Consider the following 22,050-nt stretch of genomic DNA (forward strand, 5'->3'; position numbering starts at 1 on the left):
TTTCATTATTTTTTGTCTAAACAACATTATCAGCTTTGCCGGGGAGCGTCCAACAATGCGTGTCGTATTCAAACTCAAACGAATCCGAGGAATGCGATGCATGCAGTACTTGCTCCGCCGCCGCGCGATGCCGTCGCGCCGCGCGTCCTGTCGCGAATGGCCGTCGCCGTCGTGCTCGCCATGCTCGGCGCCTGCGCGAGCCGCGACGGGCTCACGCCCGCCGGCACGCTGCGCGGCGCCGATACGCTCGCCGCATCGCGCAGCCTCGCGCATGCGCCGGTCGCCGACTGGCCAGCCGCCGACTGGTGGGCTGCGCTGAACGATGCGCAGCTGAATGCGCTGATCGACGAAGCGCTTGCCGGCAATCCCGATCTCGCGACCGCCGATGCGCGTGCGCGCGAAGCGCAGGCGCTCGTGATCGAAGCGCAGGCCGCCCGGCTGCCGCACCTCGTCGGCCGCGCCGGCGCGAAAGGGGAACGCACGTCCGCCACGCAGTTCTCGCCGGGCGAGGGCGGCGGTGTCTTCAGCCACACGCGCGAGATCAATCTCGGCCTGAGCTGGGATCTCGATCTGTGGGGTGGCCGCCGCGCCGCGTGGGAAGCCGCGCTCGGCGAAGCACGGGCCGCGCAGATCGATGCACGGGCCGCGCGCGTGCTGCTGTCCGTCAACGTCGCGCGCGCCTACGTGAATCTCGCCTATGCGTTCGATCAGCAGGACGTCGCGCGCGCCGAATACGATCGCGCCGACGAAGCGCTGTCGCTGACGCGTCAGCGTGTCACGAAAGGCATCGACAACGTCGCGCAGCAGCGCCAGGCCGAAAGCGAAGTCGCGGCCGCGATGCGCGAGCAGGCACGCGCGGCGCAGGCGATCGACAGCGCGCGCATCGCGCTCGCGATCCTGCTCGGCGCAGGCCCCGATCGCGGCCTCGCGCTCGTGCGGCCCGCGCCGCTGCCCACCGCCGCGCTCGCGGTGCCGGCCGACCTGCCGGCCGCGCTGCTCGGCCGGCGCGCCGATCTCGTCGCCGCACGCTGGCGGGTGGAAGCCGCGAGCCGCAACGTCGCGGCCGCCCGCGCGGACTTCCTGCCCGACGTGAGTCTCACCGCGCTGATCGGTCTCGCGACGCGCGGCGGCGCATCGCTGTTCCAGGCCGCCTCGCGCACCTACAACGTCAGCCCGGCCGTGAGCCTGCCGATCTTCGACGGCGGCGAACGGCGCGGCGTGCTGCGCAAGCGCGACGCGCAATACGACGTCGCGGTCGCCGGCTACAACAAGACGCTGATCGGCGCGATCGGCGAGGTGGCCGACGATCTGCACCGGCTGCATTCGCTCGCGGCGCAGGCCGATGCGCAGCAGCGCGCGTTCGACGCCGCCACCGATGCATGGCGGCTCGCGGACGCGCGCTACCGGGCCGGCGTCGGCAGCTACCTCGACGCGCTCGTCGTGCGCCAGCAGCTGTTGATCGCGAGTCGCGAAGTCGCCGCGTTGCGCGCCCAGCGCGCGGACCAGTCGCTGCAGCTCGTCGCCGCGCTCGGCGGCGGCTTCCATGCCGAGCCGGACGACGTCGCGCTCGCCGCCACTCCTTCCCACCGTCCTTGACATCGAACCATGAGCAGCGACAACACCCTGCAGACTCCCGCGCGGCCCGCAACCGCCGATCCCGCCAGCGCCCGCCAGCCCCCGTCGGCCGACCACACCGGTGCGCCGCGCGCGCCGGGCGGGTCGGACGCCCGCACGCAACCGGCGCCGGGCGGCGCCGCACCGGCCACGCCGCCGCCCGCACGACGCAAGCACCTCGTGCGCGCGCTCGTCGCCGTGTTCGCGCTCGGCATCGTCGGCTGGGGCATCTGGTACGGGATCGTCGGCCGCTGGTACGAGTCCACCGACAACGCGTACGCGCAAGGCAACGTCGTCGAATTGACGCCGCAGGTGACGGGCACCGTCGTGTCGATCGACGCGGACGACGGCAACCTCGTTCGCGCCGGCACGCCGCTCGTCCGTCTCGACGCGAGCGACGCGCAGATCGCGCTCGCGGCCGCGCAGGCCGACCTCGCGGCCACGGTGCGCAAGGTGCGCGGCCTGTACAGCAACGAGCGCGGGCTCGCGAACAGCATCGACGGCGCGCGCGCCGACCTCGACGCACGGCGCACCGCGCTCGACAAGGCGAAAGCCGACTATCGGCGCCGCGAGGATCTCGGCCGCTCCGGCGCGATCTCGCGCGAGGAGCTCGCGCATGCGCTCGACACGCTGACGTCCGCGCAAAGCGCGTACGCCGCCGCGCAAAGCGCGCTCGCGACGTTGACCGAACAGCACCAGACGAGCAAGGCGCTCGTCGACGACACCGCGGTCGCGTCGCATCCCGACGTCCAGGCCGCGGCGTCGCGGCTGCGCGCCGCCTACCTGGCCCGTGCGCGCACCGACATCGTCGCGCCCGTCACCGGCTATGTCGCGAAGCGCACGGTGCAGGTCGGGCAGCGCGTGTCGCCGGGCGTGCCGCTGCTCGCGGTCGTGCCGCTGCGCGAGCTGTGGGTCGACGCGAACTTCACCGAAAAGCAGCTCGAACACATGCGGATCGGCCAACCGGTCGAGCTGACCGCCGACCTGTACGGCGACGCCGTGCGTTATACGGGCCGCGTGCAGAGCCTCGGCGTCGGCACCGGCAGCGCGTTCTCGCTGCTGCCCGCGCAGAACGCGACCGGCAACTGGATCAAGATCGTGCAGCGCTTGCCGGTGCGCATCGAACTGACGGACCCGTCGCAACTCGACGCGCATCCGCTGCGCATCGGCCTGTCGATGCATGCGCGCGTCGACCAGCACGACCGCAGCGGTGCGATGCTGTCGCATCGCGCGCAGGATGCGCCGGTGTTCCGGACCGACGTGTACCGCGACGAGCTCGCGCGCGCCGACAGCCTGATCGCCGACGTCGTGCATGCGAACCTGCCGGCGGCCGTGCATGCGGAGCGTGTGCGATGAGCGGCCCGGTGCCGGCCGCCGACGCCGGCTTTCGTCCGTCGAGCGTCGCGCTGACGACGTTCGGCCTCGCCCTCGCGGTGTTCATGCAGGTGCTCGACGGCACCGTCGCGAACGTGTCGCTGCCGACGATCGCCGGCAACTTCGGCGTCAGCACGACGCAGAGCGCATGGGTCGTCACGACGTTCTCGGTCAGCAATGCGATCGCGTTGCCGCTGACCGGGTTTCTCGTGAAGCGCGTCGGGCAGGTCCGGCTGTTCGTATGGGCGACGCTGGCGTTCACGTTCGCGTCGCTGCTGTGCGGCCTTGCGCAAAACCTGCCGCAGCTCGTCGCATTCCGCGCGCTGCAGGGCCTCGTGGCCGGGCCGATGATCCCGACCACCCAGGCGCTGATGCTGTCGATCTACCCGCCGCAGCGGCGCGGCTTCGCGCTGTCGATGATCGCGATGGTGACCGTCGTCGCGCCGATCGCGGGCCCCGTGTTCGGCGGCTGGGTGACGGAACATTACTCGTGGCGCTGGGCGTTCCTGATCAATCTGCCGATCGGCGTGTTCGCCGCGATGTGCGTGTTCGCGCAGATGCGCGCGCGCGTCGAGACGACGGTTGCCGCGCGCGTCGACTATGTCGGTCTCGCGGCGCTCGTGGTCGGCGTCGGCGCGCTGCAGATCGTGCTCGACAAGGGCAACGAAGCCGACTGGTTCAACTCGACGTTCATCGTCGTGATGTCGGTGGTCGCCGCGTTCGGGATCGCGCTGTTCCTGATCTGGGAGCTCAACGAGCCGAACCCGATCGTGAACCTGCGGCTGTTCAAGCATCGCAACTTCGCGGCCGGCACGCTGACGCTCGTGCTCGCGTACTCGGCGTTCTTCGCGGTCAACGTGATCGTGCCGCAGTGGTTGCAGCGCACGCTCGGCTATACGGCGTTCTGGGCGGGGCTGGCCGTCGCGCCGATGGGCGTGATCCCCGTGCTGATGACGCCGTTCATGGGCAAGTACGCACCGCGCTTCAACATGCGCGTGCTCGTGTGCTGCGCGTTCGCGATCCTCGGCACGTCGTCGTTCCTGCGCGCGGGCTTCGTGCCCGACGTCGACTTCACGCACATCGCGCTGATCCAGCTGCTGCAGGGCCTTGGCCTCGCGCTGTTCATCATGCCGATCAACAGCATCCTGCTGTCCGACCTGAAGCCGGACGAGATCGCCGCGGGCTCCGGCTTGTCCACGTTCCTGCGCACGCTCGGCGCGAGCTTCGCCGTGTCGATCACGTCGTTCCTGTGGGACCGGCGCGCGATCCTGCATCACGCGCAGCTCAGCGAGCACCTGAGCAAGTTCGATCCGGCCGTTCGCGCCGAACTCGCGCAACTCGGCGGCGGCGATCCGCAACGCGCGGCGACGCTGCTCGGCAACCTGGTCGACGCTCAGGCCTACCAGATTTCGTTCAACGACGTGTCGTTCGCGCTCGGCTGCGTGTATCTCGCGGTGATCGCGGTGGTGTGGCTCGCCCGCCCGCCATTCGGCCCCGGCGCCGCCGCGAAACGATGAAACGGGCGCCGCGCGGCCCGTTCCAACCCATGCTGTTCAATTCGATGGAGATTGACCCGATGCCTACCCACCACGCTGAAAACGCGCCGTCCGCACTGGCGGCGCTCGCCGTGTTCGACGTCACGGAATTTCCGCTCGTCGTCGTGCGCAACGATGCAATCGCATCCGCCGGCTACGCGCAGCGCTGGCTCGACGACATGCACGCGCTGATGCGGCACGGCGAGCCGTTTGTCATGATCTTTCCGCCGGCCCGGCCCGACGAGCAGCACGACGACCGCAAAGAACGCGGCATGTGGCTCAAGCAGAACCGCGCCGCGCTCGCCGCGGTCTGCCGCGCGCTCGTGTCGGTCGAACCGGACCCGCGCGAGCGCGAAGCGGCCATCGCCAACGCGGCCGGCATCGAAAAGGCGTTCGGGATTCCGTTCGACGTGACGGCTTCGCTCGACGACGCGAAGCAGGCCGGTCGGCGACGCTTGACGGAGGCGGTCTAGCGCGGCCCGTTCGCGCGCAACGCCTCGAACCGGTTGCGCAAGTCCGCCTGATTGCAGATTCCAACAATTAAACGGGGTGGCCTGTATGAAAGGACTGGATTGTCTGAAATGGTTGGTACCCGGCGACACGGACGCGTCATGGCAGCGGATGACCGACGCGGCCGCCGGCATGGGGTTCGACAAGGTCGTGCTGATCGTGTTGCCGTTCGCCGGCGCGTCGTTCGATCTCGCGCGCAAGTGGAGCAGCGGCGTGCCGGGCTGGACGGCGCTGTACCGGCAGCGGCAGTTCGACCGCATCGACCCGATGCTGCAGCATTGCTTCCGTTCGGCGCTGCCGCTCGTCTGGGACGGCGCGCTGTTCGGGCTGCCCGAGCAACGGCCATGCTACGAAGCGGCGGCCGCGTACGGCATGCGCAGCGGCGTCGTGCTGCCCGTGCGCGGCCCGAAGGGGGAGGTCGGCATGCTGTCGTGCGCGAGCGCGGACGATCTCGCCGCCACGTGCGAGCGCTGCGACCGGCATCTGGCGGCGCTCACGCTGTTGCGCGACATCGCCTGCGAAGCGATCGCCGGCACACGCTGCCACGCACCGCCCGACAGCGTGCCGCGCCTCAGCCGGCGGGAGGTCGAGTGCCTGCGCTGGCATGCGGCCGGCAAGACCTCGTGGGAAATCGGCCACATCCTGAACGTGACCGAGTCGTGCATCAACTTCCACTTCATGAACATCCGCCGCAAGTTCAACGTGTCACGTCGGCACGAAGCCGTGCTGCGCGCGGTCGAGTGGGGGCTGATCAGCATCTCCGACGTGACGGTGCCGACCTGACGCCGGCGTCTCGTCGAGCCAGCGGTCGAGAAACGCGCTGAGCCACGCGGCCGTCGCGCGGTCGTGCCGGCAGCCTTCGCTGGCCTGCGTCGCCAGGTCCTGCGCGCCGGGCACCGTCAGCTTGTGCGCGGCCGCCGTGCTCCAGCGCCGCATCATCGAATAGCTCACTTCCGGATGGAACTGGACACCGTACGCGCGCGGCCCGTAACGGACGGCCTGGTTCTCGAAATGCTCGCCGGTCGCGAGGATCTCGAGCCCGGCCACGCGCTCGAAGCCTTCGCGATGCCACTGGTACACGTGCGACGGCCATGAACCGAGCCGACGGCCGGCCGGCGTCGCGGCGATCGGCCAGTAGCCGATTTCCGCGCGCCCGTCGCGATGCGTATTCACGCGCCCCCCCAGATGGCGAATCATCATCTGCGCGCCGAGGCAGACGCCGAGAAACGGCGCCGCCTCGCGCAGCGGCACACCGATCCAGTCGATCTCGTCGCGGATCCAGCGATCGCCGTCGTTGGCGCTCATCGGCCCGCCGAACACCACGGCGCCCGCATGGTCGGCGAGCGTCGCCGGCAACGGATCGCCGAGCGGCGGGCGGCGGATGTCGAGTGGATGGCCGCGGGCGGCGAGCAGCCGGCCGATCCGGCCGGGGCTCGACTGTTCGCGATGCAGCACGATCAGGATCGGACGAAGGGCTAAGTGCGTCATGTCGGGTGGTCGGTAGAAGGTCAGCCCGGCTGGCCGCGCAACGCGTCGAACGACACCATCACCTGTTCGCGATAGGCGGGCCGTCGGCACAGGCGGGCGTACCAGGCCTCGACGTGCGGCAACGGCGGCCGCTCGACGTCGAGCGAGAAATAGCGGAACAGCGTCGCACCGGCCGGAATGTCGGCCAGGCCCGGCGACGCGCCACCGAGAAACGGCTGGGTCGACAGCAGCCGGTCGAGCAGCCGGTAATGCGTCGCGCTGCGCGCGGCCTTGTCGAGCACGATCGCCTCGTCGCGCCGCTCCGGCGGCGTTCGCACGAGCGCCCAGAACAAGCCGGTCATCACGTCGGGCTCGAGCGCGGTCTGCGACCAGTCCATCCAGCGCTCCGCGCGCGAGCGGGCGAACGTGTCGCGGCACCAGAACGGATTGTTCGGCACGCGCGCGGCAAGATAGCGCAGGATCGTGTGCGACTCCCACACGACGTCGCCGTCCCAGTCGATCACCGGAATTCGGCAGGTCGGATTCAGCGCCGCGAACGCGGGCGTCTGCAGCGAGCCATGCTCGCCGCCGACCGCAATATGCCGGTACGGCAGGCCGAGCTCGCCGATGAGCCACAACACCTTCTGCACGTTGAACGACGTGCGGCGGCCCCAGACGGTCAGCATCGCGCGGCATCCTCGCAAGCGGCGATCGACGCGCATGCCGCATAGCGGTCGAGGCCCGCCGCAAGATCGGCGATCAGGTCGTCCGCATCCTCGAGCCCGATGTGCAGGCGCACGCCGCGGCTACCGGACGGCCAGCGCGCCGCGAGGCCATGCGCGTCCAGCTCGAACGGCAGCGCGAGGCTCTCGTAGCCGCCCCACGAATAGCCGAGCCCGAACAGCGTCAGGTGATCGAGAAACGCGTCGATCGCATGCGCGGGCGCGGGCTGCAGCACGATCGAGAACAGCCCCGACGCGCCGCGGAAATCGCGGCGCCACAGCGCGTGGCCGTCGTCGCCCGGCAATGCCGGATACAGCACCCGCTGCACCTCGGGACGCCGCTCGAGCCAGCTCGCGACGGCGAGCGCGTTGCGCTGGTGCTGCCGCAGCCGCACGCCGAGCGTGCGCAATCCGCGCAGCGCGAGATAGACGTCGTCGGGGCCCGCGCACAGTCCGAGATCACCGTGCAGTTGCTTCAGCGCGGGCCACGCGCGCGCGTTGGCCGACACCGTGCCGAGCATCGCATCCGAGTGCCCGACCAGATACTTGGTGCCGGCCTGGATCGACACGTCGATCCCGAACGCATGCGGCTGAAAGAACAGCGGCGTGGCCCAGCTATTGTCCGCGATGACCTGCGCGCCGTGCGCGTGCGCGAGCCGCACGAGGGCAGGGATGTCGTGCATGTCGAACGTGTAGGAGCCGGGCACCTCGACGTACAGTGCGCGCGTGTTCGGACGAAACGCGGCCGCGACGGGCGTGCTGCCGTCGTACCACGTCGTCTCGACGCCGAGCCGCGCCAGCACGCCTTCGCATGCGTGACGCACCGGGCCGTAGACCGATGCGGTCATCAGCAGATGGTCGCCGGGTGTCAGGCACGACAGCAGCGCGAGCGTGCACGCGGACAGGCCCGACGGGCACAGCACCGCGCCGGCGCCGCCTTCGAGGCTCGTCACCGCGCGCTCGAGCGCGTCCGTCGTCGGCGTGCCGCGACGGCCGTAGATATACGGCTGCGTGCGGTTCAGCAGATCCGACACCGTCGGGCTGAGCACGGTCGACGCATGGTAGACGGGCGGATTGACGAAGCCGTGCCATGCGGCGCTGTCGCGGCCGGCGTGCGCGAGCCGCGTGTCGTCGTGCAGGCGGTCATGCATGCCGTCGCGCGGCAGCGACGGCGGTTCGTCACGCTTCACGGCCATAGCGCGCACCGCTCCCAGCGCTCGCCGGCGCGGCGATACGCCTGCCGCGCGAAACGGCGCGAACTGTCGGCCCGCCAGAACTCGACGTCGTCCGGCGCCAGCGTATACAGGTGCCAGTCGTCCGACACGAGCGCCGGATCGGCGGCCAGCCGTTCGAGCTGCGCGTCGATCGCACGCGCCAGGTCGGCCGGATCGTCGAGCCGTTCGCTTTGCCGTCCGGCCAGGATGCTCGCGCGCGACCGCTCGGGGCGGCTCGCGAAATCGGCATGGCCTTCGGCGTCCGGCAAGCGCTCGACCGGGCCGCTCAGCCGGATCTGGCTCGCGATCGCGGGCCAGTAGAACGTCAGCGCCGCGAACGGCAGGTTCGCGAGCTGGCGCCCCTTCGGACTGCGTGCGTTCGCCGCGAAATGCCAGCCGCGCGCGTCGAGGTTCAGCAGCACGACGGAACGTGCATCGGGCCGTCCGTCCGGGCGGACCGTCGACAGCGTCGTCACCTGCGGTTCGAGCGCGCCCGCGGTCACGGCCTCGTCGAGCCAGCGTTCGAACTGCGCGTGCGGCGTATCGGCCCAGTGGTCGGCCGGCACGTGCGGCGCGGCATGCGCGAGGGTTTTCAGCGCCTTCAGGCGCGTGGCGATCGTATCCATGGCGACACTCATGCGATGCCGAATTGCGTCGCGCGGGCGATCAGCCGATGCGCGGCGAGATAGTCGGGGACTTCCGCGAGGAAGCCGTCGACGACGGCGGCGGCTACACGACGGCCGCCGGAGGTACGCCGCGCGTGATCGAACGCGTCGATCACGCGGCGGGCGAGAGCGACTTCATCGGCCGTCGGCGTCAGCACGCGATTGACGACCGGCACGAACTGCGCGTTGACGATCGCTTTCGCCTGGTAGCCGAGGCCGCGCGACACGCGCATGTCGAGCTCCGCGCCTTCGTTGTCGGCATAGCTGTACGGGCAGTCGATCGCGGTCACGCCGACCGCCGCGCATTCGACGCGAAAACGCGAGCGCACGTAGTCGAGCTCGCGGCCCGCACGGGTGCGCTCGGCACCCATGTCGGCCACCATGTCCTCGGTCGCGACGAGCACGGCCGACACGCGCGGGCTCGAGCGTGCGATCGCCATCGTGTTCACGAGGCCGAGCGTCGTCTCGACGTTCGGCACCAGTTCGGTCGAGCCCGGCGCGATGTCGTATTCCCGCTCGAAACGCGTGACGGCTTCGTCGAGCGCGACGACCTGCTCGGGCGTCGCGACGTACGACATCATCACGATGTCCGGGCGGCCGCGCATCGCGGCGCGCAGGTCGTCGATGCCGCCCGCGTCGAGCGGATTCACGCGTACGGACGCCAGCACGCCGGCGTCGCGCCAACCGGCGAGCACCCGCTCGCTCAGTTCGCGCGCGGCCGGGCGCCGGTCGGGAGGCGTAAAGGTTTCGAGTTCCTGGATCAGCACATCCGCGCCGCTCGCGGTGCCGTCAACGAGCGCATCGTGATCGGCGCCGGCGAGAAACAGCCAGGAGCGGCGCAGGCGGGAAGGGCGTCGGTTCGTCAGTGTCATGCGTGGTTTCCTGTAGGGCGCGGGGTGCGCGTGGCGATGGCGCGAGCACTCAGCCGGCGCGCATCATCTGGTTGAAGATGTTCTTGCGATGCATTTCCTCGGTGCCGCCGACGCTCATGAAGCCCAGCGCGTCCGCCGCGAACGCGGCCACGGGCCCGGCCTGATAGCCGAGGCTGCCGTACAGCCGCACGAGACCGATCGCGCCGTCGACGAGATCCTGCGCGCCGACCAGCTTCGCGATCGAGCACGTCATCAACGCCTGCGGGTGATCCGTCAGCAACTGCGCGAGCGCGCCACGCGCGAGCCACGTGCCGCGCTCGATGCCGATCTGCAGGTCGACGAGGCGGCGCTGCACGTACTGGTGGGCATCGATCGTGCTGTCGAAGCTGCGTCGCTCGCGGCAATAGCCGATCGCATCGCGCAGATAGGGCGCCATCACCTGCGCCGCGACGAGGCCGTAATAGAGACGGCCGAGCGAGATGATGTCGATCAGGTTGCCGAGCCCGGCGCCCGGTTCGCCGAGCAACTGGCCGCGCGTGATCGGACAGTCGTCGAAATGCAGCGCACCGGTGGGCAGGTCTTCGAGGCCGAGCTTGCGGTCGGGCGGGGACACCGTCATGCCCGGCTGGTCGCGATCGACGATCACGAGCGCGGTGTTGCGCCGGCCCGGCGTTTCGATGCGCGTGACGACGAGGATGAAGCGCGCGAGCGGCGCATGCGCGATATTGAATTTGCTGCCGGTCAGCCGGTAGCCGTCGCCGTGCTCGGCGAGCGTCGTCGCGATGCTGCGCACGTCGGTGCCGGTGCCGGGCTCGGCAATCGCGGTCGCGCTCAGTTCGCCACGCAGGATCGCGCCGAAATAGCGGTCCTGCTGCGCCGCCGTGCCATGGCGCTCGAGTGCGCGCACCATGCCGGCCTGCGCGATCACCGACAGCAGCAGCGCCGGGCGGCGGATCGACGACGCAAGCCCTTCGAGCGCCGCGGAAAAATGCCACCAGCCGTGACCGTCGCCGCCATACGTCTCCGGCACGATCATGTCCCACAGTCCTTCGTGCCCGAGCCGCGTCCAGCCGGCTTCGTCGAATGCGGCGGGCGGGCGGCCGTCCTGCTCCACGGCGGCGGCGATCTCCGCGCCGATCTCGCGAAACCGTACACGCGTCGCGTGCTGTTCCTGCGTCCAGTCGAATGGCATCTGTCGTGTCTCCGGTCGAAGCGGCGCGGCCTTCGACGGCGCGCCAGCGATGACGACAAGGTTAAGGGGGCAGGGACAGCGCAGGTACTGGCAGTAGTGGTAGTTGCAGGGTGAATGAGCGGTTTGGCGGGATCGGGAGAGGGCGACACGAGCCTGATCTATGTAGACAAAAACGGGGCGTCGCGTTGCGGCGGGGATCAACGACATGTCGCATTTCAGCCGCACGTTCTGCGAACGGTTTGCGACATCGTCGCGCGGCTCGCGGGAACGACGGGCGAGCAGGCGAGCGGTTGCATCGTCGATGGCTTCGTCGTCGATGCGCCTGCCCGATGTCGGCATGCGATGCACGTCAGCCGTCTGACCGGACGCCGCCTATAATCGCTATCAACTTCCCCACGAAATCGCGGTGACCAAGGTGAAAGGGTGTCCAAATGGGACAATGCCGTCGCATCTGTTCGCGCTTCGTCCTCGCAAGCTCGATCGCTGGTCTGACAATACTGGCGTGCCCGGTACACGCGCACGCCGAGGACGGTCCTTCGAGCTCGCCGAGCGGGCCCAAATCATCGGAGAGAACGCTCAACGCCTATGCGGTGTATGGCGACGGACGCGGGACCGAAGGCGGCGACATGCATTGGCGTGCGTACGAAGTCGGATTCGGCGACGTCTTGAATGACTACCTCTCCGTCTATCTTGCCTATTTGAACGAAGGGCATCCGCTGGATCACCACCGTGACGGTTTCGCCGCGTTGGGTTCGTTTCGTTGGCCGCTCGGCAGTCGTATGGCACTCGAATTTTCGGCGGGCCCGTATTTCAGCATGGACACGACACATGTCGACGACCAGCCACGCAATGAAAAGCGCTGGGGCGTGCGTGCGTCGGCAGCGGTGCGGTATTACGTCGTTCCCAACCGCTTCTTCCTCAAGCTGCAGTACAACCACGTCCAGATGATTGGCGGATTCAATTCCGACGCGGTGCTCTTCGGTATCGGCTCGGATTTCGGCGGCGCTCCTGGCCCGGTGTTTTCGGACGGCAAGACGCAGGTCGGCGTTTGGGCCGGGACGTCGCAGACGAACCGCCCTCGAGTGCCGATCGAAAAAGGATACATGGTCGAAGTCAAGCGGCCGCTCGGCAATGCGTGGGCCTATTCGGCGAGCTTCATCTATGAAGGCAACAATGGCGTGGCCGGCCGACGAGGCGTGGCCGCGCAATTCTGGTACGTCGCGCCGGTCACGAGCAAATGGACGCTTTCGGCCGGCGTCGGTCCGTATCTCTCGCGGGATCGGAACGACGTTTCCGGCACGACACGACTCAATGCGTTGCTCAGCGCGCAAGTGGCCTATCGGATCACGAACGGGTGGGCGGCGAGCTTGCGCTTCAATCGTGTCGCAACCGGCAACGACAAGGACCAGGACATGTTCATGGTCGGCGTGGCGCGCAATTTCTAGTGATGGTGGAATGTCATTGGCGTAATGACAACCATCAATCGTGAGTCAATGCGCGACGATATCGGGCGACGTATTTCGCCTGAGCGATGACTTTCCCGTGCATCTGATAGGCGACGAGTGCAGGACTCGCCGCCGGCGCCACGTCAATTTTTTCCACGTCCAAGGCCGACGCCGTCACGACATATCGATGCGACGCCCCCGGAGGCGGGCAGGGCCCACCGTATCCGGATTCGCCAAAGTCCGTCAACGTCTCGACAGCGCCCGCCGGCAGGAATTTCGGATTGCCGGAAGCGCCTTTTTCGATCGACGACTCCGAAGGTGGAATATTGACGATCTCCCAGTGGGTCCAGCCGAGCCCGCCGGTCGGCGCATCGGGGTCGAAAATTGTGACGACGATGCTCTTCGTGCCGCGCGGAACGTGAGTCCACGAAATTCGCGGCGAAACGTTCTGACCGCGACAGCCAAAGCCTCCGTACACGTGTTCGTTCGTAAAATGCCCGTGACTGAGGTCATCGACCATGATGGTGAACGGCGCCGCGCTGGCGATCGCCGGGATGACCGCTAGTGCCGCTGAAGTGCATAGAATCGCGGAAAATAAAATCCTCGATCGCATGATGTGCTCCGTTGAAGGGTAAGCGTTCAGTACAACGGTAACAACGGTATCGTGTAGCGATTCGTCCCGGAAGCCAGATTCGCGAACCACGGTGTTGCCTTCGCTGCAACGTCGTTGGCAGGACGTTCAGTCGATTCGATCGTCGCTCGTGCCGGCGAGGTCGAATCCGGCTGGCTGCATGGTCGGCTCCCGGGCTTACTCAACGAGCCGTCCAGCATGCCAGCAGTCAAAAACACGACATCTGTAAATAGCCAGAACACGACATTAGGATATGGCCGCTACAACAAATGTCATACCCGGATTCAGATGTCCACCTTCCAGCTATTTAAAAATGTCCGGTTTTTAGGTTGGTTTTGCTGCGTCTTTTTCCTCGTTTTGAGCATTACGCAGTGTCGAAGGTCGGCGCCTGAACGGGCAGGGCGCTTACGTTTGTTTCACTAGCCTTTGCAGACCGACGGCCAGGTTTGGTTGGCGGCTTTGCGGTTTGCCGACGTTGCGCCAGCTCCACGATCACATGCTCGACGTCGGCCTGCGTGATCTCGCGTTGCTTCTTCTTTCCCGCTTGCGGGTCGTTTCGATTGGTCCGGGTTGAGTCGCCGCGATGTGTCCGTGACGGCGCTTTACCGATTCGGCTGTTATCGCGTTGCGCCTGAAGCGCTTGCGCGACCTGCAGCACATGACTCAAGCGCTTGTGCTCAACGACGGCGCCTTGATCGATTTCGGTTAGGCGGTCGTACTGTCTGTAGTCCAACACCCGGTCGTCAGCCCGTAGTTCAATCCGTCCATCCGGGTACTCCCACACCTCGATCTGCCGGTCAATCAACTTCCGATTCTCCGGCGTGTCCTCCAGCAAGTACAGCACCCGGTCGTACTGCACCGTCAGCGACTTCGTTACTTTCCGCGGCTCGCGCCACGTCAGCGCCAAGTCCAGACTCTCGTCGGCCCGCAGCGGCCGGTGCGCATTGAAGTCACTCTTCGGCGGCTTCGCGAAGCGTGTGTTGTAGGCGGCCATGAAGGAGGGCGCGTAAGCGTTGGCGTCGGCCACCGTGTTGATTCCGCGCAATCGCATCTCCTTGACCAATCGGTCCTGCAACGTCAGGTGTGCGCGCTCGACGCGCCCCTTGGCTGAACTGCTGTTCGCGCAGAACGTGTCGATGTTCAGCTCGTACATCGCGCGGCCGAACGGCGTCACACGGTTACCGGTCTTGCCTGGCTTCACGTTGCGGAACACGCTGGCCTTGTCGCTGTAGAACGCTCCGGGCTTGCCATGGCGTTCGATATACGCCCGCGTGGCCTCGAAGTAGCTGAAGGTCGATTCGGTCTGCGTGAAGTGCAGCATCATCAACCGGCTCGTCGCGTCGTCGACGTACACCAGCAGCGTGCAGGCCGGCGCCCGTTCCTCGAACCATCGATGATCGCTGCCGTCGATCTGGATCAGTTCACCGAGGCACGCCCGGCGCGCTCGCGGCTGATAAACCTTCGGCGGACGCTGCCGACGCGGAATCCAGAGGCCAGCCTCCGTCATCAGCTTCCTGACCGTCTCCTTGGCCAGCCGAATGCCGTGACACTCCCAGAGCTTCTCGCAGGCCAGCGTCGGCCCGAAATCGGCGTAGCGATCGCGGATGATCGACAGCGCCCGGTCCACAATTACCGCGTCCAGCCGGTTGTTGCTTGGCTTCGCATACCGTCCCGACACGAGACCTTGAGGCCCGTGTTCCCGCAGCCTGGCGACCAGCCGGCGAACCTGCCGGGTCGTCAGCTCCAGCCGTTCTGCCGCACGCCATGGCTTGAGCTTGCCGTCCGCCACGTCCTGAATGACCTTGAACCTGTCCAGTTCGCGCATCGTCATCGTGATCCGTTCCGTTGCAGCCATCGCAGCCTCCGGCGCCGGACAACCGGCAGCCGGTCAGCTTACGATGGGTCGAAAAACGGACATCTGAACTTAGCCAGAAGCGGACATTTGAACTTAGCTACTACAACAAAAAATGTTGATAATGTTGATTATGTCAAATTGGATGAAAAGGCTACGCCGTTGGCTGAACGCAGCCTATGCAACATGTATCCCGACACTGCCTCGCCCGGCAACACGCTAGAAAATCCAAAACTTCACGCTTCGAGACGCCTGCCACGAGCAGGCGTTTTTTTTGAACCGCGATTTGACGATACACGCGCCGACGACGTGCGTCATGCAGCCCTCGACGCGTGTTGCGAATATGCCAGTACAAATTCCGTATCTCGCCGACCACCACCGCCAACTGAGCCCCAGACAACGGCTCACGTTCCCACAATTCCAATTGAACCATAGCTAGGCGACACGCCTCGCGCTACCCGTCGCCAACGCCACCAGCGACTCGAAATCGCGTCGCAAAACGGCCGCGTCCGTACCAACACTCCGATATCGCACCACACGCAAACCAGCAGCAGCCGCAATATCGTCCTTAACCGAGTCACGACGACGTGCGCTCCCCGACGCATGCGACTTGTCATCCAACTCGATTACGTACAGTACGTCCCCGTCCGCGCGACATACCACGAAATCGAAAATCTTTCGGTCGAACGAATTCCGCGCCGAGCGGTTCGCCCCCTCAACATCAATAAGCGCAGCCATAGCCACCTGCGAATGAATCACCGCATCAGGAAGCGCCGCCCGTAACGCGCCAAAAAACTGAAATTCCCGAGCCGTCATGAGCCGACGGCGAACGTAACGCACAGAACCGCCGCGTCTAGGGGCGCTGGCACCTTTCTTAGCGCCACCAGTCATTAGAAGAATCGCAACCAGACCGACAGCTAAAATCGGAAGCAATCCGTGCATACCCACCCCGACAAAAAACACGAATGTCCGCTATTTAAGCAAACACTGACTACAATCTGTTGCAATCTGTTACGTTGGCTTCGAATACATTACCGACGCATTCAAAATCATTACGTCCCGTTGCCCGTCGCCATCCAGAAAACACCTATTCCCTGATTCCAGTAAAACTGCGCCCCATCGCACGAGGAGCCGGCCGACAGCACCGCGCGATGCGCCTCGACAATGGCATCCTTCGCGCCAAACTCCGGTCCCAGATGCGCGTACGGCTCGACCTCGGGCACCACAATGCCCCGGCTCGTCCAATACCGTTTCTTGTTGAACGTCGATGCGTCGGCATCCTTGCCGATGTATTTCGCGATATACGTCGCGATCCGATGGCGCATCGCACGCCCCTTGCCGCCCATCCGGCGCACCAGCGCACGCCATTTCTTGTTGCCGGTGCTGTCATTGACCGCACCATCGGTGCCCGCCTTGCTGACGACCGACAGCCAGATCGAACGCAGCAGTTTCCAGTTTTGCCGGCCGCTCACCGCCACATGGATATGCCACGCACCGCGCTGCTGTCGCTCGAGCACCGCCACGTAGTGGAAATCATGGATACGATTCAGCCGGCGCCGAAACTCGTCCCACCACTTTGCCCACACCTCGACTCGAGTCTCGTTCTCACGCGTTGAGAGCGTCAGCATGCGGTCGGCGCCGATCGCCTTGCACCTCAACCGCACCATGCGCTTTGATCGCTCGATAGACGTTTGCAACGACTTCGACGCCCTCGCCGTAACCTGCTCATCAGTCTCACCGTCAGCTTTTTCGCGCTCGCCCCTTGCTGCCCTGGGACGTAACCTGATCTCTTGAAAGTGTCGCCGGATGCGCGCAGCAAAAGACACGACCTCTTGCTGGCCATCGGCAAAGCGCCGCGTGCGGACGATGTACTCGTCACTGAACGGCGAAAACTGCATCAAGCCATCGCCGTACTCGCGCCCACCATCGACTACAATATCGTTGCTCACGTTGGATAGCCCTTTATCCGATGTTTGCCACCGCCCGGGATCGTTGCCGCGATCGCCGGGTTTTTCTTTTACTGCCGCCTGTCTCCGCCTTGCTGCCAGCGCCCTGCTGTAGGCCGTTTCCGTTAAGTGTTAGAGGTACAAGTTTAGGCGCGCTGCGCGCGCCGGCCTTCGCGGCCTGCGGCTCGCGGGAGGCCCGCGCGCGCCCCGCCAGCATGTTCCCCTACACAACCATCGGCCGGCTCGCGAGAGCGCCCTACGCCGGCCCCTATAGCGCGGTAGACGCCCCGGAAAATCGGCTTAGCAATGAGGGGTGCCCCGGCATTGACGCACCGCCTACGTTCACGGCCTGCGCCGATACCCGCTACTCGGTCCCGCGAGGGGCCTTGAGAGGCCGCAGCCGCCCCGACTTCGCACAACCGCCGAGGCGGTACGTCGCTTCGAACACGGCGGGACACTCCTAACGCTAGACGCCCCGCCCGCACGCCGGCACTTACACCTTTTGCACTTGCAGCACGAGCACAACTTCGGTTCGTCCCTTCGAACGCGTATGCCCGTGCAGGAACGACGGCAACCAACGCTGACCGCTATGCGTCTCGCTGTCTTGATCCTGAATCAGCCCGCCGAGAACGATCACCTCGCCATCCTTGAGCGCCGCGACGGTTTGCAGTGACCTAGTGCTTTTCGTCGGCGAGCCGTTCACGCCCGTCGTCGTCGCCGCAAAGCTGGAAATTTCTTCATCGATGCTCAACTGGATCGTGTCTTGAAGCACGGTCGGCGTCACGTTGAAGATAACGCCGGCATCCTGGTATTCGATGGACTGCACAGGCGTGCCGCTCGTCCCTTGGTAACTGATGCTCGACACCGTCGGCACCCGTTGTCCGACATTGAGCTTGACCTGCTGCCCCGACACGCACCGCACGTTCGGCGACGACACCTCATGAAAGCGGGAATCGGTACTGAGTGCGGATATCGCGAAACCCAGCCGGCCGGCGCCAAATTGCAGGGCCGTTGTGTCGATGGCCGTCGAGCCACCACCGACTTGCACCCCCACGCCGAGCAGCCGGGAGACGATGCTAAAACCCGTATTCCCCCCGTCCGTATCGTCAACCTCATACGCCCATCCCCGTACGACGACCTCGCCCACCACCGTATCCAGTTCGGGCAACAGCGCCTTGACTTGCTTCACGTCGCTTGGCGCACCGACGAAAACGAGCTGATCACCGGCCGCTGCCATCGGCCCGTCATTACTCGGCATGGCCGCGCTCGGCACAGCCGCGGGAACGCCGGACGCCGAAGCGGGTACAGCCGCGGCGACCGACTGCACCGGCGGTACTTGCGCGACACTCGCAAGCCGACTCCCGAAAAGCGGCTGCACGAGTTTCAGCAGGTAGCCCGCGCTGCGATGGCGCGGCGTATAGACGAAGGTCTCGCGTTGAGCCGGACTCGCGTCACGCTTCTTCCCGACGAAATCCACGCCGTTACGCGTCACCACTTCGAAGCCTTGCGAATCGAGGAACGCCTTGAAGAAATCGTGCAAATCGCCCTTGCTGCTATCGAACTGAAACGACACGAGCCGGGTATCTTCGAGCACGTCCGACGAAATCACGTGCGGCACCTTGAGCGCGTCGCCATATACGAGATCGACCACTTGACCGACGTTCACGAATCGCAGGTCGAACGCTCCATTGCGAACCGGCGGCAGCGGCTTCAACGCGACCGCAGACATAGGCGCAGACGCGAGCGACGGCGGCAACGGAGGCAAACCCGGCACGTCCGCCCAAACCGCACCGCAAACCATCAACAGCGCAACACCTAACGCACGCATCATTTCTCTGCTCCCCGTAGCTTGCCCGACCACATCCCGACGCGTTGCCCGTCAACGGTCCCGACCGTCGCCAACCCTTCGCCCACGAAACGCGCGGAATCCTCGACCCGCAGCGCACCGCGTTCATTCGCGAGGACTACGAACGCGCGGCTACCCAACGCATAGCGGCCGACGACTCGCCAACTTTCCGAGGCACTATCCGATGCTGACGAAACGCTCGGTATCCCTGCGGCGGCCAAAGGTGCCGGGGCGGTGGCCGATACTTGACCGCCCGATTTATTCGTCGCACCGAAGCCGCTATGAATCGACTTCAAACCGGCGTATGCCGCGACGACCGCGACGACAGCAGCAATCGGAATCAGAAACAGCGACTTTGGAATGACCGCCTTTGGTTTGGTATGGACCTCGGCGCTTGTGTATAGCCTGAACACCTCGCGCGGATATGCCCACACCGTCTTTACCGCGTCCTTAAGGCTCGCGACGTTATGGCAATGGTCCCACTCGTAGAGCATCGCCCGATTGAGCCCGAACAGCTTGCGCACGTGCACATGCCGGCCGACCAGATCGCGCACGGTCTTATTGATTCGCTGTGGGTGTTGCGTGATCAGGATGAAATCGACGCCCATATGGCGATGCACATGCAGCTTTTCGATATCCTCGCCCGGCTTCACGCTCACGGACGTAGGCGGCCAAATCCGCTGAGCCTCATCGACGACGATCAGGTCCTGCGCCTGCGCGTGCTCGAACCACTTGCGCAACCACGGCTCATCGACCATGACATGATCGAGCGCCAAGTCTTTGATGCCATCGACCATGAGCCGCCGACCGGCCTTAACCTCGCGCGACATTTCGAACACGGCCCGCAACGACTTGCCGCTACCGGGCACCCCCGTTATGAGCGTAATCATTTCAGGAAGAACCGTTTAGCAGCCGACAGGCCGAACATCGTCACGCGCGCTGTAAAGGCCCCGACGATGTACGAGACGCCTTGAAAAACGCCGCCGAGCGCCAGCACATTCGCCATGTCGCTCGGCAGCCCACCGACGCCGCTCGTAATCCATCCGATGGCCTGATTCAACGCCACATCGGTTCCAGCGACGGTCAAGACGCCGACGCCGAGCGCAATCAACGCCTGAATCAGCATCGGCCCGACCAAAGACATTAACCACGCGGCAATCGTCATGATCGAAGCCCCGCAACAAAAATCCCCGCCGCGACGATCCCGCACATCGCCACGATAAATGGCCTAACGCGGACCATGAAATCGCACTCGGGTTGATACTGGATCACCAGTCGGCTCCCGAATACATCAACGCTGACAGGTGCGGGGCAGACCGGATTCGACGGGCCACCCACCGAGACCGGCGACAATGAAACGGATGCGCTGCTCGACGGCAACGTCGGCGCCGACGCAGAGCCCAACTGCTGACACGCAACAATTGATGGGTTCAATCGGCACAGGTCCGACGTGTCGGACGATCCGCCGGACGTACCACCACCTGTGCCCGTTCCCGTTCCCGTTCCTGTTCCCGGATCCGTTCCGCTACCGGTACCTGTTCCCGTGCCGGTACCGGTACCCGTTCCAGTGCCTGTTCCCGTGCCCGTACCTGTCCCGGTGCCGGTACCCGTCGACGGACTCGGAATCACGTACGGATTACCACCGCCCGAAGGTGCCGCAACCGGTGCAGCCGCACCGCCCACTGTCGGCCATGCCGAAGGATTCGACTGCTGAACCGCGCCCGCATCCGATGACGTAACCGGGTTATCAACCGGATACGGAATGCCCTGATAGCCAGACTGTTGCGACGCATCCTGCCAAAGCGCATCAACAACGTCCGCGAGAACCTCGGGGTTCAGCGGTTGACTTAATTCGTCGCTCGATAAACCGCTAATAGCCTGAGGCAAGGACTCCGTCACCGGGGCCGGCGTCGTTGGCTTCGCCGGCACGTAAGCCGTACAAGCGCCGGTCTTATCGAGCATCCCGCTCGCACATGCCCCGCCGCCATACGTGCCATTTCTGTTTGCGATAAAGCCATCCTGCGTATAGTGGGAACCATCGCGCACTTGATCGATTTCGACAGTGCACGTTACTGACGTACTGCTCGTACCGGAACAACTCACCACGTGCTCAGACTTCCCATCTGAAGCGATGATCCCGCTGTTGTACTGCGAAAAAGACTGTACAGCGGCCTCGCCAGACGAACCGCACCACGAGTAATAGCACCACACGGCAACGCCCGGATTCAACGGCGGATAAGGACTTGAAACCGTTGCCCCCGATCCGTGCGCAAGCGTTACCGTCCCGTCCTTATTGAATTGCCACGTCGTCAACGTATCGTTACCCAACGATGTAGGGGTCGCCATTAGTCCCGCCCCTACAACCGCCTGTAGCCCTACCAACAGCCAGGACGCCCCCGCCGCTGCGGCCGCCTCAGCTTGCGCGGCAGCCGACATTGCCTTTTCCGTCGCCACAACGATCTCATCCAACGCCGTGCCGGTGTAGCCGAGTTGCCCCGCCTTGTTCGCAATCAACTGCGCAATCGCACGCGGCACCGACGTTGAATCCGGCGACACCTGCGCATAAGCCACGTCGTGCGGCATCGTCGCAAAGATGCCGTACAGCAGAACAGCACACGACGCAACGAAGTGAGAAAACCGCATAACGCCCCCGCGTATCGCTTCAGAGAAAGAGAATCAAGCCGACCGACCAGCACGTCCCCACGATGAGCGCCACTTCGAACCAAAAGCCGATATGCATCGCTTACCCCTCGGACGATGAATTGATCCAATTACGCACCACGCGAAACCCGTACGCCACCGCCAGCACGCCAAGGACCGCCGCGCCAATCGCCGAGCCGACCGCAACGCCGCCGTCATCGGTCGTATCGTTCGCATTCAAGGCGACCAATTGCGTGCTCATCTGCAGAACCAGTGCATTGCCGTTCGCGTCGGTCCCGCACGACACCGACTGGCCTGCCACACTCACATACGTGACACCCGCCAAGCCTTGCGGACCGCAGACAACAATGTTTGCCGCCAGCGCCGAGGACTGAGCGCGTGCGCCCGAAGCGACAAGCGCAACGACGAGCACGGCCAGCACGCGCCACGCGCCCGCACACCACCGCACACCGAAACCCGCCCTTATCGATCCGCCCATGCTCACGCCCTCGCCAACAAAAAGGG

General features: G+C 65.6%; 21 protein-coding genes. 6 read left to right on the forward strand and 15 right to left on the reverse strand.

Annotated features, from left to right (window positions below):
* Positions 1-96: 96 nt before the first annotated feature.
* From KR541_RS08605 to KR541_RS08625, 5 genes are all read left to right on the forward strand, one after another.
* A complete protein-coding gene (locus KR541_RS08605) occupies positions 97-1,596 on the forward strand; it encodes an efflux transporter outer membrane subunit (protein WP_176015662.1) in 1,500 nt (499 codons plus the stop codon).
* Positions 1,597-1,605: 9 nt separating this feature from the next.
* Complete coding sequence (locus tag KR541_RS08610) at positions 1,606-2,970, forward strand: HlyD/EmrA/EmrK family protein (protein ID WP_080334193.1); 1,365 nt, start codon at positions 1,606-1,608, stop codon at positions 2,968-2,970.
* Positions 2,967-4,505, forward strand: coding sequence for a DHA2 family efflux MFS transporter permease subunit (locus KR541_RS08615; protein ID WP_216089501.1), 1,539 nt, complete (start codon positions 2,967-2,969; stop codon positions 4,503-4,505). Before KR541_RS08610 ends, KR541_RS08615 begins: the two co-directional genes overlap by 4 nt.
* A 59-nt stretch (positions 4,506-4,564) precedes the next feature.
* Positions 4,565-4,996: a hypothetical protein gene (locus KR541_RS08620; protein ID WP_050012700.1), complete on the forward strand. Its 432-nt coding sequence runs from the start codon at positions 4,565-4,567 to the stop codon at positions 4,994-4,996.
* Positions 4,997-5,081: 85 nt separating this feature from the next.
* Positions 5,082-5,816, forward strand: a complete 735-nt coding sequence (locus KR541_RS08625; protein WP_124593092.1) for an autoinducer binding domain-containing protein — start codon at positions 5,082-5,084, stop codon at positions 5,814-5,816.
* On the opposite strand, the gene KR541_RS08630 is transcribed toward KR541_RS08625, so the two are convergent.
* Genes KR541_RS08630 through KR541_RS08655 form a run of 6 tightly spaced genes read right to left on the reverse strand, consistent with a single transcriptional unit; the run spans position 5,739 to position 11,165 of the window.
* On the reverse strand, positions 5,739-6,521 hold the full coding sequence (locus KR541_RS08630) for a glutamine amidotransferase (protein WP_124640231.1): 783 nt from the start codon (positions 6,519-6,521) through the stop codon (positions 5,739-5,741). The genes KR541_RS08625 and KR541_RS08630 overlap by 78 nt on opposite strands.
* Positions 6,522-6,541: 20 nt before the next feature.
* Positions 6,542-7,186, reverse strand: coding sequence for a glutathione S-transferase family protein (locus KR541_RS08635; protein ID WP_050012677.1), 645 nt, complete (start codon positions 7,184-7,186; stop codon positions 6,542-6,544).
* The gene (gene metC, locus KR541_RS08640; protein WP_050012701.1) at positions 7,180-8,373 is read right to left on the reverse strand and encodes a cystathionine beta-lyase; all 1,194 of its coding nucleotides are present in this window, start codon (positions 8,371-8,373) and stop codon (positions 7,180-7,182) included. Before metC ends, KR541_RS08635 begins: the two co-directional genes overlap by 7 nt.
* 35 nt (positions 8,374-8,408) lie before the next feature.
* Positions 8,409-9,062 (reverse strand): pyridoxine/pyridoxamine 5'-phosphate oxidase, encoded by a 654-nt coding sequence (locus KR541_RS08645; RefSeq protein WP_050012679.1) that lies wholly within the window; start codon positions 9,060-9,062, stop codon positions 8,409-8,411.
* Positions 9,063-9,070: 8 nt separating this feature from the next.
* A complete protein-coding gene (locus KR541_RS08650; protein WP_216089502.1) occupies positions 9,071-9,973 on the reverse strand; it encodes an HpcH/HpaI aldolase/citrate lyase family protein in 903 nt (300 codons plus the stop codon).
* A 49-nt stretch (positions 9,974-10,022) separates the two neighbouring features.
* Positions 10,023-11,165, reverse strand: coding sequence for an acyl-CoA dehydrogenase family protein (locus KR541_RS08655; RefSeq protein WP_216089503.1), 1,143 nt, complete (start codon positions 11,163-11,165; stop codon positions 10,023-10,025).
* Between the two features lie 431 nt (positions 11,166-11,596).
* Between KR541_RS08655 and KR541_RS08660 the strand changes: the two genes are divergently transcribed.
* On the forward strand, positions 11,597-12,610 hold the full coding sequence (locus tag KR541_RS08660) for a hypothetical protein (RefSeq protein WP_216089504.1): 1,014 nt from the start codon (positions 11,597-11,599) through the stop codon (positions 12,608-12,610).
* Positions 12,611-12,644: 34 nt separating this feature from the next.
* Here KR541_RS08660 and KR541_RS08665 read toward each other — a convergent pair whose 3' ends face one another.
* The 9 genes from KR541_RS08665 to KR541_RS08705 all read right to left on the reverse strand — a co-directional run bounded on the left by KR541_RS08665 (position 12,645) and on the right by KR541_RS08705 (position 21,967).
* Positions 12,645-13,223: a YbhB/YbcL family Raf kinase inhibitor-like protein gene (locus KR541_RS08665; protein ID WP_060733857.1), complete on the reverse strand. Its 579-nt coding sequence runs from the start codon at positions 13,221-13,223 to the stop codon at positions 12,645-12,647.
* Positions 13,224-13,605: 382 nt separating this feature from the next.
* A complete protein-coding gene (locus tag KR541_RS08670) occupies positions 13,606-15,096 on the reverse strand; it encodes an ISNCY family transposase (RefSeq protein ID WP_050017844.1) in 1,491 nt (496 codons plus the stop codon).
* 432 nt (positions 15,097-15,528) lie between these two features.
* A complete protein-coding gene (locus KR541_RS37015; protein ID WP_208458926.1) occupies positions 15,529-16,035 on the reverse strand; it encodes a DUF2726 domain-containing protein in 507 nt (168 codons plus the stop codon).
* A gap of 110 nt (positions 16,036-16,145) precedes the next feature.
* Positions 16,146-16,991: a rolling circle replication-associated protein gene (locus KR541_RS08680; RefSeq protein WP_089491448.1), complete on the reverse strand. Its 846-nt coding sequence runs from the start codon at positions 16,989-16,991 to the stop codon at positions 16,146-16,148.
* Between the two features lie 541 nt (positions 16,992-17,532).
* Positions 17,533-18,870: a type II secretion system protein GspD gene (locus tag KR541_RS08685; protein ID WP_176015658.1), complete on the reverse strand. Its 1,338-nt coding sequence runs from the start codon at positions 18,868-18,870 to the stop codon at positions 17,533-17,535.
* Positions 18,867-19,775, reverse strand: coding sequence for a zonular occludens toxin domain-containing protein (locus tag KR541_RS08690; RefSeq protein ID WP_176015657.1), 909 nt, complete (start codon positions 19,773-19,775; stop codon positions 18,867-18,869). Before KR541_RS08690 ends, KR541_RS08685 begins: the two co-directional genes overlap by 4 nt.
* Complete coding sequence (locus tag KR541_RS08695) at positions 19,772-20,050, reverse strand: DUF2523 family protein (protein ID WP_059608835.1); 279 nt, start codon at positions 20,048-20,050, stop codon at positions 19,772-19,774. The genes KR541_RS08690 and KR541_RS08695 overlap by 4 nt, the downstream gene beginning before the upstream one ends.
* On the reverse strand, positions 20,047-21,528 hold the full coding sequence (locus KR541_RS08700) for a virulence factor TspB C-terminal domain-related protein (RefSeq protein ID WP_216089506.1): 1,482 nt from the start codon (positions 21,526-21,528) through the stop codon (positions 20,047-20,049). Before KR541_RS08700 ends, KR541_RS08695 begins: the two co-directional genes overlap by 4 nt.
* 100 nt (positions 21,529-21,628) lie before the next feature.
* Positions 21,629-21,967 (reverse strand): major capsid protein, encoded by a 339-nt coding sequence (locus KR541_RS08705; protein ID WP_216089507.1) that lies wholly within the window; start codon positions 21,965-21,967, stop codon positions 21,629-21,631.
* Between the last annotated feature and the right edge of the window lie 83 nt (positions 21,968-22,050).

The sequence above is a fragment of the Burkholderia sola genome (assembly GCF_905400185.1).
Classification (GTDB): domain Bacteria; phylum Pseudomonadota; class Gammaproteobacteria; order Burkholderiales; family Burkholderiaceae; genus Burkholderia; species Burkholderia sola.

What these genes read in the sequence shown, in the direction of transcription:
- KR541_RS08605 (WP_176015662.1), top strand. Translation starts at nt 97, where the DNA reads ATGCATGCAGTACTTGCTCCGCCGCCGCGCGATGCCGTCGCGCCGCGC.
- KR541_RS08610 (WP_080334193.1), top strand. Translation starts at nt 1,606, where the DNA reads ATGAGCAGCGACAACACCCTGCAGACTCCCGCGCGGCCCGCAACCGCC.
- KR541_RS08615 (WP_216089501.1), top strand. Translation starts at nt 2,967, where the DNA reads ATGAGCGGCCCGGTGCCGGCCGCCGACGCCGGCTTTCGTCCGTCGAGC.
- KR541_RS08620 (WP_050012700.1), top strand. Translation starts at nt 4,565, where the DNA reads ATGCCTACCCACCACGCTGAAAACGCGCCGTCCGCACTGGCGGCGCTC.
- KR541_RS08625 (WP_124593092.1), top strand. Translation starts at nt 5,082, where the DNA reads ATGAAAGGACTGGATTGTCTGAAATGGTTGGTACCCGGCGACACGGAC.
- KR541_RS08630 (WP_124640231.1), bottom strand. Translation starts at nt 6,521, where the DNA reads ATGACGCACTTAGCCCTTCGTCCGATCCTGATCGTGCTGCATCGCGAA.
- KR541_RS08635 (WP_050012677.1), bottom strand. Translation starts at nt 7,186, where the DNA reads ATGCTGACCGTCTGGGGCCGCCGCACGTCGTTCAACGTGCAGAAGGTG.
- metC (WP_050012701.1), bottom strand. Translation starts at nt 8,373, where the DNA reads ATGCATGACCGCCTGCACGACGACACGCGGCTCGCGCACGCCGGCCGC.
- KR541_RS08645 (WP_050012679.1), bottom strand. Translation starts at nt 9,062, where the DNA reads ATGGATACGATCGCCACGCGCCTGAAGGCGCTGAAAACCCTCGCGCAT.
- KR541_RS08650 (WP_216089502.1), bottom strand. Translation starts at nt 9,973, where the DNA reads ATGACACTGACGAACCGACGCCCTTCCCGCCTGCGCCGCTCCTGGCTG.
- KR541_RS08655 (WP_216089503.1), bottom strand. Translation starts at nt 11,165, where the DNA reads ATGCCATTCGACTGGACGCAGGAACAGCACGCGACGCGTGTACGGTTT.
- KR541_RS08660 (WP_216089504.1), top strand. Translation starts at nt 11,597, where the DNA reads ATGGGACAATGCCGTCGCATCTGTTCGCGCTTCGTCCTCGCAAGCTCG.
- KR541_RS08665 (WP_060733857.1), bottom strand. Translation starts at nt 13,223, where the DNA reads ATGCGATCGAGGATTTTATTTTCCGCGATTCTATGCACTTCAGCGGCA.
- KR541_RS08670 (WP_050017844.1), bottom strand. Translation starts at nt 15,096, where the DNA reads ATGGCTGCAACGGAACGGATCACGATGACGATGCGCGAACTGGACAGG.
- KR541_RS37015 (WP_208458926.1), bottom strand. Translation starts at nt 16,035, where the DNA reads ATGCACGGATTGCTTCCGATTTTAGCTGTCGGTCTGGTTGCGATTCTT.
- KR541_RS08680 (WP_089491448.1), bottom strand. Translation starts at nt 16,991, where the DNA reads ATGCAGTTTTCGCCGTTCAGTGACGAGTACATCGTCCGCACGCGGCGC.
- KR541_RS08685 (WP_176015658.1), bottom strand. Translation starts at nt 18,870, where the DNA reads ATGATGCGTGCGTTAGGTGTTGCGCTGTTGATGGTTTGCGGTGCGGTT.
- KR541_RS08690 (WP_176015657.1), bottom strand. Translation starts at nt 19,775, where the DNA reads ATGATTACGCTCATAACGGGGGTGCCCGGTAGCGGCAAGTCGTTGCGG.
- KR541_RS08695 (WP_059608835.1), bottom strand. Translation starts at nt 20,050, where the DNA reads ATGACGATTGCCGCGTGGTTAATGTCTTTGGTCGGGCCGATGCTGATT.
- KR541_RS08700 (WP_216089506.1), bottom strand. Translation starts at nt 21,528, where the DNA reads ATGCGGTTTTCTCACTTCGTTGCGTCGTGTGCTGTTCTGCTGTACGGC.